The following is a 13,087-nucleotide window of genomic DNA, read 5'->3' on the forward strand; positions in this document are numbered from 1 at the left end:
CGGTTTTTTGTTTGATGTGAGAGCAGTCAGAAATGGAGCGGGTAACGGGAGTCAAAGTTATGTCATGAACTGATGAAGCTCTGGTAATACAGTTATACGATAGCCACCCTATTATTTTTGAATAAAAAAGGTATAGATTTTTCCACTTTATGACTTAAACAGATCTAAGACTTATTACTTTTTAATTGTTGTTGGTAGCCACCCTGCATTTCTACCTATAACTGTCCAAGGTACAAATTTTTGTAATAACTTACACCTCTCTTCTTCTTTCCATGGAAATACTTTTGTATTTTTATCAATCACGAGTCGCGTTAATTGCTCTTTTTTCTGCTTCGACCATAGATTGTACGTATCAAAATTAGGAGTTCCAGTATGAGCGAAGTGAGTCCAGTACAAACCTAGCTCACGAGCAACAGCATTATTTTTTTGCTGAAAAATATATGGGAGTTCTTCAGTGTGGATATTGAAATCAAAAAGAAACGGCATATCAAAAAGGTATGAATAGTTAACCTTGTTATGGGTTGCCATGCTATTGGACAATTGCCAGTTGATACATTTAAATAATATATCGTCGATAAGATCGCCTTCACCTTTATTGTGCTTTTTATAATACTCTAAAGCTGGTGCAACATAGGCTTTGGCTTGTGGGTTATCAACGAGTGATTCAAGAAGTTTTGAATTATTAAAATCAATAACACCCATTAATGATAATATCCAAGAAAAGTTGGCGAGCTCTTTTTTGTTAACTCCGTTGATTAAAGGTTTATTTATTTTTCCTTCTTTAAATAACTCTAACGGTGGTTGTGGAAGTATATCCCCGTCCACATAAGGTGCAATTACAAATGCATTTGCAATCTCTGCTGATTTGGGCTGAGTAAGCACCCAAGCTTGAGTTAACTCTTGAGGCGAATAATTTAAGAGACATTGCTCTTGTTTTGCGGTGTTACCATTGTGCCAACAGTTTAGTTTTTTGATCAGCCATTCATTGGCTACGTTATTGTCTTCAATGGTTCTAGAAGTACAAGCACCGCTTTCCATAATCGCTTTTTGAAAAAGTTTGTCTGCACTTGGGGCCGCGAGAATACTGCAAATCGACCAAGCACCTGCTGACTCACCAAAAAGGGTCACATTATTGGGGTCGCCACCAAACTTGCTGATATTGTTATGTACCCACTGCAATGCCGCTATTTGATCTCTTAAAGAATTATTACCTTTAAACTTTCCTTTATTACCGAGTAAACCTAGTGTCCCTAAACGGTAATTAATTGAAACAATAACAACATCACCCAGCTCAGATAGTTTCTTCCCATTATAATTTTTAGTGTGTCCAGGAAGTCCGTAGTAACTACCCCCTATCGCTAATGCACCACCATGGATCCAAACCATAACTGGTTTAGATTGATTTGACATTACGGCATCTTGTGAAGTCCAAACATTTAAATACAAACAATCCTCATTGCCAAAATAGTCGCCACTAAAGTTTTTCTGAGGACACATAAAGGAAGGTTGATACGCTAACAAAGCGCCTTGCCAGCTGTCATTTTCAAGTGGTTGAGGTGGCATGAAGCGTAACTTATTTTTGGGCGCTTGTGCATAAGGGATCCCCATAAAGCGCGCTGTATTACCAAATTGAAGCCCAGCAATTTCACCACCAGTAACCTTGACTCGATTGGGAGAAATCTGAAACTTCATCTTAGCTAAATTGAGGTTACATGAAGCGAGGAACAACTCATTTTGATTAGAGAGAGTTAAACACTGATTATCTTCAGTACGCAATTTATAATGATTTTTATCAGTTGCATCTTCTTCTAGTAAAATAATATTTTTGTCATCACAACTACCGACGCTAAGGTTATTGTTTTTTTCGACTAAGCAGCTTAACTCGTTATCTTTACCCATATATTGGAGTGATAGTTTATTATCTTGTTCGGTGGGTATCCATTGAGGCTTTAATGTCGGTATACAGGGTTCTGTAGTTAATGAATGGTCAAAAGCCCCATTTTTAATAACAACACATTGTTGATTCGCTGTGATGAGGTTTAATGGAATTAGTTTACTTCCAAGTCTTTGCTGTAGAGACATAGGTTGCAGCACTTGAGCCGCCACACAACTTGAAAGTAAGGGCAGTAAAATCAATAAAATAATTTTTTTTCGCATGTGTAACTTCCTATGAATACCCTGTAATGAGGTTATCGATATCAATAAATACTAGAAGTTAATGTATTCAAAACAAATTTTTAGATGATATGCAAAGTTAGTGTGTTTCTTTTTAATTATTGCGATCTATAACACACTGCACATATAGACGTGCACCTGATGTTAATCATTACTCATATTACAAGACTGTTTTTTAGCCTTGTAAATATTTAAACCTTTTCCGTTGTTTTTTAACTTATTGAATAGCATAAGTTTAGTCTAATAATGACGATTTTCTGCCTTATTGAATGTAAAAAAGCACTCAATTGAGTGCTTTTTAAATTAATTGGTTTGTTTTGCCTTAACTATCTTTTCCGCTAATTCGGCAAATCCATACCCCCCATTTTCTGCCGTAATAAATTTGGGGTGATGAATTAACTTTGGTAATAATGCGCGGATATTATTAACACCAAATGTTAATGGCAGCCATGCAAACATACCTTCATCATTTAAAGAATCGCCGACATAACTGACTTCAGTTAAATCAAGTTTTTCATGTGGTGAAAATTGCTTTAAGTAAGCTTCACTCGTTTGCTGTTTACTATGATTACCGACCCAAGCATTAATATGAATTGAGCTTTGTGTTGCATGAACTCTCTGCCCTTCAATATCAAGATGCTTTATTTCTTCAAGAATGGTTTTTGTTACATCCGAAGGTAACGGCACTCTATCTTGTGCAATATTGACAGCAACATCACAAAATCGAAAAGGCTGATCAAGGCTCAAACTTACATCTGGATAATCCAGTAACAAACTCTCAATAGCATGGCTCAGTACTTGTTGCTCTCTTTTCATCATCTCAGCGTTACGAATATAGTGTGTCGTAAAACCTTGCTGATCTTTACGCATCCAAAACGCGCCATTTTCGCCAATAACACCATGTAAAGGCCATAACTTTGCCATTTGATCGCACCAGCCTGCACATGCGCCCGTAACAGCAATAACGTTAACACCAACGGCTTCAAGCTTACTTAATGCCTGTAACGTTTCTGGTGGTAATTTACCTTCCCAAGTTAACGTATCATCGACATCTGTCAGTAACCATTTCAGCTTATTCAACTGATGAACATCTACTTTGTCCAATGACTCAACCATTCACCACTCCAAGAATCACTTCTTCATTTTGTTTGAAGTGATCATAAGGTATACGTTTTGAAGTGTCACAATCAAATAAATGGATATTTTCAGGTTTGATATTTACTCCCAAGCTATCGCCCATTTTTATTGGGCTGTGCCCTTCTACTCTTAAAACGAGCTGCTGTGATTGCGCCTCTTGTGTCTGGCAGTAAAGCAATAAGTCAGCTCCTAATGCTTCAATAAACTCTACTTCAACGTTAAACCAAGGCTGCTCATTATCGATTTGTAGATGTTCCGGACGCAGCCCAAGCTTCACTTTCTTTTGTTCTACAGGTTTTGCTGATAGTGATTTTACACGTCCATTTAGCTCAATACCTTGAGACGTCATATTCGCATCAAGAATGTTCATAGAAGGAGAGCCAATAAATGTCGCAACAAATAAAGATGCTGGGTTGTCATAAATTTCTATTGGTGTCCCCACTTGCTCGACGTTACCTTTGTTCAACACCACTAACTTATCAGCCAGTGTCATTGCTTCTACCTGATCATGCGTAACGTATACTGATGTCGTACCAAGACGACGTTGTAGCTTTTTGATTTCAAGGCGCATTTGAACACGTAACTTAGCGTCGAGATTTGATAATGGCTCATCAAAAAGGAACACTTTAGGGTGCCTTACAATAGCCCGACCCATAGCAACACGCTGACGTTGACCACCCGATAATTGATTAGGTTTGCGATCCAATAAATGGTCAAGCTCTAACATAGTCGCCGCTTCATTGACTAATCGTTCAATCTCGTGTTTTGGCGTTTTACGGTTACGTAAACCATAAGCCATGTTATTAAATACCGTCATATGGGGATATAAGGCATAGTTTTGAAAAACCATCGCAATATCACGCTCACCCGGTTCGAGATCGTTGACCCGTGTCGTATCTATGCTTAAATCACCTGATGATATATCTTCAAGCCCTGCAATCATTCGAAGTAATGTTGATTTACCACAACCACTTGGACCAACTAATACCACCATTTCACCGTCTGAAATATCAAGGTTCAGTTCATGAATTGCTTTAAAACCATTAGGGTAAGATTTCGCAATTTTATTAAGCGTTAAAGTAGACATTTATTTCTCCGAATCAACTAGGCCTTTAACAAAGGCTTTTTGCATTGCTATAACGACAATGACTGGTGGTAGCATTGCGATAATCGTGGTTGCCATAATTTTGTTCCATTCAATGACACCATCAACCACTCCTGTCATTTGCTTGATCGCCATGACGATAGTGAAATAATGGGTATCCGTCGTGATCAATAACGGCCATAAATATTGGTTCCAACCGTAGATGAAAGTGATCACAAATAAGGCTGCGATATTGGTGCGTGATAATGGTAATAAAATATCGAAAAAGAATTTTATTGGACCTGCACCATCAATCCGTGCGGCTTCAACGAGTTCATTGGGAATCGTTAAAAAGAACTGCCTGAATAGGAACGTGGCTGTTGCACTGGCAATCAATGGAATGGTTAAGCCTGAAAATGAATTCAACATCCCCAAATTACTGATCACCTCAAAAGTCGGCATAATACGCACTTCAACAGGCAACATCAGGGTGAAAAAGATCAACCAAAAAGCAATCATCCTGCCGCGAAAACGGAAGAAAACCACCGCATAAGCAGACATAATAGAGATTGTTAATTTACCCACAGTGATACACAGCGCCATAATAAACGAGTTAAGTAATAGCCCATTTATGGATAAAGACTTATCACTAAAAGCCGTATGTCCACTCAGTAAATCTTTAAAAACACTAAGTCCAAGATCACCAAACCATAACGGAGTACTAGTCGCGAAATCATGATTCTCGTGTGTCGTTGCCACAACTGCTAACCATACTGGTAACGCGATAGAAATCACGCCAAGTATCAACAATAGATGACAACAAAAATTAAAAAGAGGTCTTCTTTCTACCATTAGTACGCTACCTTCTTTTCAACATACTTAAATTGAATAACCGTTAATAAAGCAACCAATATCATTAGGATCACTGACTGAGCCGCAGAGCCACCTAAATCTAATCCGATGAAGCCATCATTAAATACCTTGTAAACCAAGGTCGAGGTGCTATTACTTGGCCCGCCTTGTGTCATCGCATGAATAATCGCGAAGGTATCAAAAAAGGCGTACACAAAGTTCACGACTAATAGGAAAAAGCTCGTTGGGGAGATCAGTGGGAAACTGATCGTTAAGAAACGCTTAATCGGGCCACTGCCATCGATGGCTGCGGCTTCGTGTAATGATTTAGGAACAGATTGCAATGCCGCTAGGAAGAACAGAAAGTTATAACTGATTTGCTTCCAAGTCGAAGTAATGATCACCATCCACATCGCATGGCTGCCATTGAGTTTAGGATTCCAATCTACGCCCAAGAAATGCAGCATATCGGTAAACACACCAATCGTTGGATCAAATAAAAATAGCCACAATGAACCAGCAACAGCCGGTGCTACAGCGTAAGGCCAGATTAAAAATGTTCGATAGGCTAATGAACCACGGATAATTTGCTCGGCTAATGCCGATAATATTAATGCACAAACTAATGCTAATACGGCAACACTAATACTGAACTGGAGCGTCGTAAAAAAAGCATCTAAATAATTAGGATCATGAAACAGGTTCATGAAGTTTTCGAGACCAACAAATTCTTGGCTCATACCAAAAGCATCTTCAAGTAGAGATGATTGATAAATAGCTTGTCCTGCTGGCCAAATAAAGAACACAAACGTGATCAGAAGTTGTGGCGCAATAAGGAAAAACGGAAGCCATTTGTTTTTAAATACAACAGGGGATGACATACAAATACCAAAATAATACAGGCAAGGTGTATATCCCCCGCCAAAATTAGCGGGGGATGAATCTTAATCAAATATTTAAATTATGATTTTTGAGTTCTTTCAAAGCGACGAAGCTGCGCATCACCTCGGCTTTTCGCATTATCTAATGCTTCTTTTGCCGAAATTTTACCCGCCCATACGGCTTCAAGTTCTTCATTAATAATGTCGCGCGTTTGTAAGAAGTTACCGAAGCGTAAGCCTTTTGAATTAACCGTAGGTGTTGTTGATGTCATCTGCTTAACAGCAACATCTGTCCCCGGGTGAGTTTTGTAAAAGCCTTGCTTTTGGGTGAGTTCGTACGCTTTTTCTGTGATTGGTAAGTAACCAGAGAATTGGTGCCAATCAGCTTGAACCGCAGGGCTTGAAAGGTAGGTAAAGAACTTAGCAACACCTTTGTATTCTTCTTTTGAGTGTCCACGAAGTACCCATAACGATGCACCACCAATAATGGTGTTTTGTGGTTTTTTCACTAATTCATCATCATAAGGTAACTGTGCAACACCGACATCTACCCCTTTCATATTCTCTTGAATGCCAGCCAGACCCGCAGATGAGCCCATGGTCATCGCACATTCACCCGTATAGAAAAGCGGCATACCATCAGACTGACGTCCACCATATTTGAACAGACCTTCTTTAGCCCACTTACCCATCTGTTCAATATGTTTAACGAAAGGCGCATTATTAAAGGTAAATTTAGTATCTACACCATCAAAGCCATTGTTGTTGGTTGCCATAGCAACATTGTTTCTTGCACCGAAGTTTTCGATTTGCGTCCATGACTGCCATGTTGTACTAAAGCCACATTTAGCACCTGAAGCAATCAGCTTACGAGAATCTTCTTCTACTTGTTTCCATGTTTTGGGTGGAGTGGTAATCCCCGCTTTAGCAAACATTTCTTTGTTGTAATAAAGCACTGGGGTTGAACTGTTAAATGGCAACGATAACATTTTGCCATCGTTAGTAGTGTAATAACCTGTTACAGCTGATAAATAATCGTTTTTGTTAAAAGGTTCTTTGGTATCAGCCATTAATTCATATACAGGATAAACCGCTTTCTTAGCTCCCATCATAGTGGCAGTGCCTACTTCGAAAACTTGTACAATAGCAGGCTGCTCTTTCGCTCTAAATGCAGCAATTGCACCTGTCATCGTTTCGGCATAAGTACCTTTATAAACAGGTTTAATCTCGTATTCAGATTGGCTGGCATTAAAGTTGTCGGCAATTTCATTTACCTTTTTACCTAATGCCCCACCCATAGCATGCCACCATTCAATTTCGGTCTTTGCTTGCACTTGTGTACTCATTAGCGCCGCTGTAACGGCAAGTCCTGCAATATGTTTAAAAGCCATTTTTATTCCTTGGAAACCATTTTTAACAAAAGCTGACGATTTAGTGGATGTTCACTTCTTGTGTTCCAACCACTCATTTATTTTCAAGTGAACATTAGAAGCAAAAAGTGACATCTCGGTTACAGTTGCATGAAGTAAATAAGATTAAGACTTTCAGGATAGTTGTAATAAAATTTTCATCAAACACATGGATAGTTCATTTGAAAATAACTGAAGATGGAAAAGAAAATGAAAATTACAGCTCACCGTGGTTTTTCTAGCTTAGCCCCTGAAAACACCCTTGCAGCGATGAAAGAAGCGATTAACTATGGCTGTGAGTGGATTGAAATTGACGTTCAATTAAGTGCTGATCACGTTCCTATGGTAATACACGACAAGACAGTAAACCGTTGCAGTAACGGCAAAGGAGAAGTGAGAAACTTGTCAAAAATAGAACTAAAACAGCTAGATGCTGGCTCTTGGTTTAGCGATGATTTTAAGGGTGAAACCATACCGACATTAGAAGAAGTATTACAGCTAACAAGTGAAGCTAAGGTCGCGTTAAATATAGAATTAAAAATTCACGCAGGAGACTGTATTCATTTGCTATGTGAAAAAGTTGCTGAAGTGATTAATAAGCTAAATATTGAACCTGAGTTGATGCTTTTCTCTAGTTTTGACCAATCAGCACTCTTCATTATAAAGCAGCACCTTCCTCACGTAAGAAGAGGTCAATTGTGGGAAACGATCCCAAACAATCACGCTGATGTTTTAAGCGAGCTAGACGCTTTTAGTGTCCATTGTGACTATCGTTATTTAACAGAAGAAAAGGCAAAAGCAGTAAAACGTTTAGGTTATCAGCTTTACTGTTACACCCCAAACCAACCGGAACTTGTTGAAGAACTCTGGACATGGGGAGTTGATATGATGATCACCGATACGCCACACCGTTATCTAGCATCAAAATAATCAAATAAAGGATGGCAACATATTTCATGGATGATTTAAGTACCCGTCAACAACAAATAATGACGTTAATACATAAGCAAGAATATTGCTCAATTGAAGAATTAGCGCAACAGTTTGAAATAACGCCCCAGACGATCAGACGCGACATTAACTTACTTTGCCAACAAGGGATCGCTATGCGTCATCATGGTGGCGTTGGCCTTCCTGTTACGTTGAGCAATCGAAGTTACGATGCAAGACAAATTACTAATAAAGATGAAAAGCAAGAGATTGCGAAAAACGTCGCTAAAGCTATCCCCAATGGGTGTACATTATTTTTAGGTATCGGAACCACCATTGCATGTATCGCAGAGCAATTAGTTAACCACCAAGAATTACGTGTAGTGACGAATAACTTTCAAGCTGCGCATACACTCTCTAAGTTCGAAAATATAGAAACTTGGATACCTAGTGGCAGAATAAGAGCGAATGGTGGTGATATTGTCGACGACACGGTACTCAATTACTTTAGTCAATTTGCAGCAGACATCGGTATTATTGGCTGTGCGGGTATCAGTGAATTACCTTACGCCTCACCTCAAACCACCTATTCGGCAGAGAAAAAGCAAGCTGTTGCGATGGAGCATGAGTTAAGAGAAAGCAGAGTTAGTCAGGCTATTTTAGAAAATTCACAACAAACTTGGTTAGTCGCAAATCATACGAAATGGCAACGTAAAGCCAGTACAAAAGTTGCTCCTCTTTGCCAGTTTGATCGTGTATTCACTAACAGTACCAAAGAGAACCAACTATCATAATGACGTTTCTAAACATCATTTAACAACGGGTTGGTTTAATTTCAATATTTGCCAACTACCGTTATCATTAGAAATGCTTTGCTTTTTTATCACTTAATATAAACATTGCCTCTTTTAGTAATAAAAGAAACAGCGGTGATATTAATTATTTCCCTTCTTGACTAAATCTCTAATTTTAGATGCTTTTTCAAAATGATCGAGCTGATGCGTTTCAATCCACCATTTAGCAGCTTCCATTAACAAGTCAGGATCGTCATTTTTGTTTTTGAAAAAAGCGTAAAATGACACGCCTACATTTTCACCTTTACTGGCTATTTTCTTATCGCACACATCGATAATTTTATTTCTTAGGGTTGTTCTCATTACTTCTCTTTCGCTTGTTATTTCGCTGTAAAACGCAGTTCTAATATGATGTCTGGTGGTGGCGAACAATAATAAATTTCATAAAATGCCAGTTTCTAGAGACATCAACTATTTACTTATACTTTGTTATCAATCGAGTTCTAATTTCTTAAGTAAATGCATTGCTGCTTCTTTTGGCTTTATATCACTTGTATCGATTGTTACGTCATAATTCATAAATTTATGAACTAATGGATACTCAGATTCAGCTAAGCCTATTGCACGATCCCCTCGAGCTAATTCTCGTGCGACACAAACATTCAATTGGCACATTACTTTGACTCGTACTACATGAAAGCCACTCAACGTTCTTTCTAGTGCTTTAATTTCATCTTCATTTATCCAAGCATTATCGATAATGAGTTTACAACCAGCTTCTAGTAGCCCTTTAACACTATTGTGGTAGCCTTCGGTTAATCGACCATAATCGTATCCAGAACGGTTTATAGGCTTTCCTTCTATCATTAGTCTTAGATCTGTTGGAGGTAAAGCATATAAAACACTATCAATACTAAAATTTAAATATTGTATTGATAATAATTCTTGTAGCTCCTTAGCTAAGCTTGTTTTACCAGAACTTCCTGTTCCATTGAGCAAAATTACGTCTGGATGCATAATTAGATTCCTTTTTCTAATTTAATGACTTATTCAATAGAGATGTTGTATAAAAGAGTGAAAATCACAACTTAACTACGGCGAATACAGAGTAACAACATCGTTGGTATTATTTTATAAATAAACACCTTACTCATCTCACCTTATACGGTAAATGAGCAATAACTAATGATAACCATAGTCGTGTGTTCTATCGCATTACTTCTCAATTAAATACATCGCGAGACATATTAATCATTAAATATATCAAACAACACGACACATAATCAGAATAATGGCATTACCACTTTATAATTAAAGAATATATAACTATAACCGAGGGTATTAAAATTTTGGTTCACACTAAGGATAATACTCAACTTTCAAAGCAAACCATTAAATAGAGTTCCAAAACCAAATCATGAATACATTTATTTAAACAGCAGAAACCGTCTTAAAATAAAACTTCAACTATCATACGCAGAGCTAATAGCGTCAGTAATATCTTTATCATTTTAACAAGAACGGCATTATTTGCCTTGAAGCGAAGCTTTGTACCTATATATGACCCCATCACCGCCCCTATAACCATAACAACAATGACAGGTACATCAGCAAGGAGTTCCGAGGAAAGTACAAGGTACACGGGGATCTTGGCTAAATGACTGATAGACATAAATAACGAACTGGTCGCTATGATTTCATCTTTACACTTAAGCTGTTTCGTTAACACCGTCAGAGCAAGCGGGCCAGGAGCACCAATAACAAGCCCTAATCCTGTTTGTAGAAAGCCGATCAAGTAATAGTTTTCATACTTACTGACAGCTTTAGAAAAACGCGGATTCCATAAGTTAAGTAAAATATACAGACCGATACCCAATGGAACATAATCCATCGATATATGAGACAAACCATAACCGATGACAAGTGAACCGAACACCGAGCCAATTAAGAAGCGTGGTAGCAGCCCCCACCTCACTTTATTAATTGAAAACAGCATCCTAGATGAGTTACTTGCTAATTGAACAAGCCCGTGAGTAGGGATGATAAGGCTTGGCGCAAGAAATGAAGGTAGAAAAGCAATCAATAACATACCGCCACCAAACCCGACGACGGCGGCGATCATAGAAGTTACTAAAGCAAGTATCCCTAATATAATTTCGATAACAGTACTTCCCTTGTAATGTTATTTAACCTGCGTGCTAATAAGGTAAATAAGTAACATCCACGTTGGTTTTATCATGCACAGCATGGTTTGAGCATGTATACAAACTCTTTGTCTTGCCCAGTAATCTCGAAACCGAATCTTTTATATAATTGTCCCACTCGGTTTCCTTGTAAATAACTGAGCTTAATAGGCAATGACTTTTGATTAGCTAATTCAATAACAGTTTTCAAGACTTGGCTACCAATGCCTCTACCCTGATACTTTGGTAACAAGAAAAAACGACAAAAGTACAGGTGTTCAGCGTGGAATTGTACAAGGTAACTCCCCGCTGCGACTCCATCGACTTCAATTATGAACGGCTTTTCTTCGTCCCACTCTTCACGATGAATTTTTCTTTGAATATTTTCGTTCCAACCAAAGACTGCTTTAATCGGTTTAAATTCTGCTGATTTCTTAAGTTCGAACAGGAACTCATAATCACTATTTTCTGCTTTTCGGGTTGTATACATCTAACTCTCAAACCTAAAACTATAGATAACTCATCATCTCTTGCTGATAGATGCCAAATGCGAGTGAACAATTTACACAGCAAATGGCATATCAGTATAGAGGAGTCTAAATTTAACTAACTGTTATATGAATTATCAATTACTTGAGGGTTTCGAACAAACTAGATAGTCAAAGCCATTCTCAACGAGAGACTCTTCCATAATAGAAATAACTTGCCGACTCGTTTTTTTACACATGACATCCGAATAATTGATCTTATTTAGAATTAGCGAAGATATATGCTCTATCTCGTATTCAAACCCACCTCCGCTTACAGCCGCTGAAATTTGTGTTTGTTCACCTTTAAACGATATGTCGATTTTCTTTGGGTTCCACCATTTATTATGAATAACAATTTCTAGTTCAGGCCCTCGAATGATGGCTTCTCGTTTGAGGTTACGCGTGATCGATGCGCAAATTTCACCTTTTATCTGGCCATCAAACTTAAACACAACATTTTCATCGACTTCGCTTTGGCTATTATCATTAACGTACTCGACAGCTGGTTTCTCTATAGGAGTATTTGTTAATCGACACAAATCAGCGTAAAACCAGAGACCGTATACACCAACATCTAAAGTAGCCCCGCCACATAACTTTGGATTAAATAAGTGCCAATCACTATCGAACTCATGCCAATTACCAAAGGAAGCTTCTATAGCGTTAATTTCTACCTTGTTTTCTTTTATAAACTGCTTCATTGCTTGATAAGCTGGAAATGCGACTGTTTTCATTGCTTCCACTAAAAGTAACCCTTTTTCTTCAGCAAGCGTCGACATAGCATCCCAATCTTGTAAGTTTGTGAATGCTGGTTTCTCTACAAGAACATGCTTTCCTTTATTAAGAAATAATTCTACCAAGCCTTTATGAAATGGGTGAATAGTCGCGATATAGACAATATCTACATTAGCGTCGTTTGCGAGTTCTATGTAGGAGCCATAACTTCTTTGGCAACCATATTGATTTGAAAAGCTATCAGCTCGCTGTTTATCTCGTGCCGCAACAGCGTAGAGTTCAGCATTGTCGACTTGCATAGTCAGGTCTGAAACAAAGCGATGTGCAATTTTACCAAGTCCTGCAATACCCCAGCATGCTTTCTGATTATTCAACTT

At 38.2% G+C, this 13,087-nt stretch carries 13 protein-coding genes; 2 read left to right on the forward strand and 11 right to left on the reverse strand.

The genetic code is table 11. The features are described 5' to 3' along the window. Positions 1-174: 174 nt before the first annotated feature. The 6 genes from BTO08_RS21195 to ugpB all read right to left on the reverse strand — a co-directional run bounded on the left by BTO08_RS21195 (position 175) and on the right by ugpB (position 7,520). A complete protein-coding gene (locus BTO08_RS21195; protein WP_105062526.1) occupies positions 175-2,157 on the reverse strand; it encodes a carboxylesterase family protein in 1,983 nt (660 codons plus the stop codon). Between the two features lie 321 nt (positions 2,158-2,478). Continuing rightward, the gene (locus BTO08_RS21200; RefSeq protein WP_105062527.1) at positions 2,479-3,291 is read right to left on the reverse strand and encodes an HAD-IIB family hydrolase; all 813 of its coding nucleotides are present in this window, start codon (positions 3,289-3,291) and stop codon (positions 2,479-2,481) included. After that, positions 3,284-4,399 (reverse strand): sn-glycerol-3-phosphate import ATP-binding protein UgpC, encoded by a 1,116-nt coding sequence (locus tag BTO08_RS21205; protein ID WP_105062528.1) that lies wholly within the window; start codon positions 4,397-4,399, stop codon positions 3,284-3,286. The genes BTO08_RS21200 and BTO08_RS21205 overlap by 8 nt, the downstream gene beginning before the upstream one ends. Next, a complete protein-coding gene (ugpE, locus tag BTO08_RS21210; protein ID WP_105062529.1) occupies positions 4,400-5,248 on the reverse strand; it encodes a sn-glycerol-3-phosphate ABC transporter permease UgpE in 849 nt (282 codons plus the stop codon). After that, positions 5,248-6,129 carry a sn-glycerol-3-phosphate ABC transporter permease UgpA gene (ugpA, locus tag BTO08_RS21215; RefSeq protein ID WP_045082377.1) on the reverse strand — a complete coding sequence of 294 codons (882 nt, stop codon included), beginning with the start codon at positions 6,127-6,129 and terminating at the stop codon, positions 5,248-5,250. The genes ugpE and ugpA overlap by 1 nt, the downstream gene beginning before the upstream one ends. A gap of 80 nt (positions 6,130-6,209) precedes the next feature. Beyond that, complete coding sequence (ugpB, locus tag BTO08_RS21220; RefSeq protein ID WP_105062530.1) at positions 6,210-7,520, reverse strand: sn-glycerol-3-phosphate ABC transporter substrate-binding protein UgpB; 1,311 nt, start codon at positions 7,518-7,520, stop codon at positions 6,210-6,212. Positions 7,521-7,748: 228 nt separating this feature from the next. Here ugpB and BTO08_RS21225 point away from each other — a divergent pair, with 228 nt between their 5' ends. Then, a complete protein-coding gene (locus BTO08_RS21225; protein WP_105062531.1) occupies positions 7,749-8,468 on the forward strand; it encodes a glycerophosphoryl diester phosphodiesterase in 720 nt (239 codons plus the stop codon). A gap of 26 nt (positions 8,469-8,494) precedes the next feature. Continuing rightward, positions 8,495-9,262 (forward strand): DeoR/GlpR family DNA-binding transcription regulator, encoded by a 768-nt coding sequence (locus BTO08_RS21230; RefSeq protein WP_105062532.1) that lies wholly within the window; start codon positions 8,495-8,497, stop codon positions 9,260-9,262. 141 nt (positions 9,263-9,403) lie between these two features. Here the strand turns inward: BTO08_RS21230 and BTO08_RS21235 are convergent, their stop codons facing one another. From BTO08_RS21235 to BTO08_RS21255, 5 genes are all read right to left on the reverse strand, one after another. Further along, complete coding sequence (locus tag BTO08_RS21235; protein WP_105062533.1) at positions 9,404-9,625, reverse strand: DUF6500 family protein; 222 nt, start codon at positions 9,623-9,625, stop codon at positions 9,404-9,406. A 129-nt stretch (positions 9,626-9,754) separates the two neighbouring features. Further along, positions 9,755-10,279, reverse strand: a complete 525-nt coding sequence (locus tag BTO08_RS21240; RefSeq protein ID WP_105062534.1) for a chloramphenicol phosphotransferase CPT family protein — start codon at positions 10,277-10,279, stop codon at positions 9,755-9,757. A 433-nt stretch (positions 10,280-10,712) separates the two neighbouring features. After that, a complete protein-coding gene (locus BTO08_RS21245; protein WP_277949273.1) occupies positions 10,713-11,423 on the reverse strand; it encodes a sulfite exporter TauE/SafE family protein in 711 nt (236 codons plus the stop codon). Between the two features lie 74 nt (positions 11,424-11,497). Then, positions 11,498-11,935: a GNAT family N-acetyltransferase gene (locus BTO08_RS21250; protein ID WP_105062536.1), complete on the reverse strand. Its 438-nt coding sequence runs from the start codon at positions 11,933-11,935 to the stop codon at positions 11,498-11,500. Between the two features lie 135 nt (positions 11,936-12,070). Further along, on the reverse strand, positions 12,071-13,084 hold the full coding sequence (locus tag BTO08_RS21255; RefSeq protein WP_105062537.1) for a Gfo/Idh/MocA family protein: 1,014 nt from the start codon (positions 13,082-13,084) through the stop codon (positions 12,071-12,073). Positions 13,085-13,087 lie beyond the last annotated feature (3 nt).

It is taken from the genome of Photobacterium angustum, from assembly GCF_002954615.1.
Lineage (GTDB): Bacteria > Pseudomonadota > Gammaproteobacteria > Enterobacterales > Vibrionaceae > Photobacterium > Photobacterium angustum_A.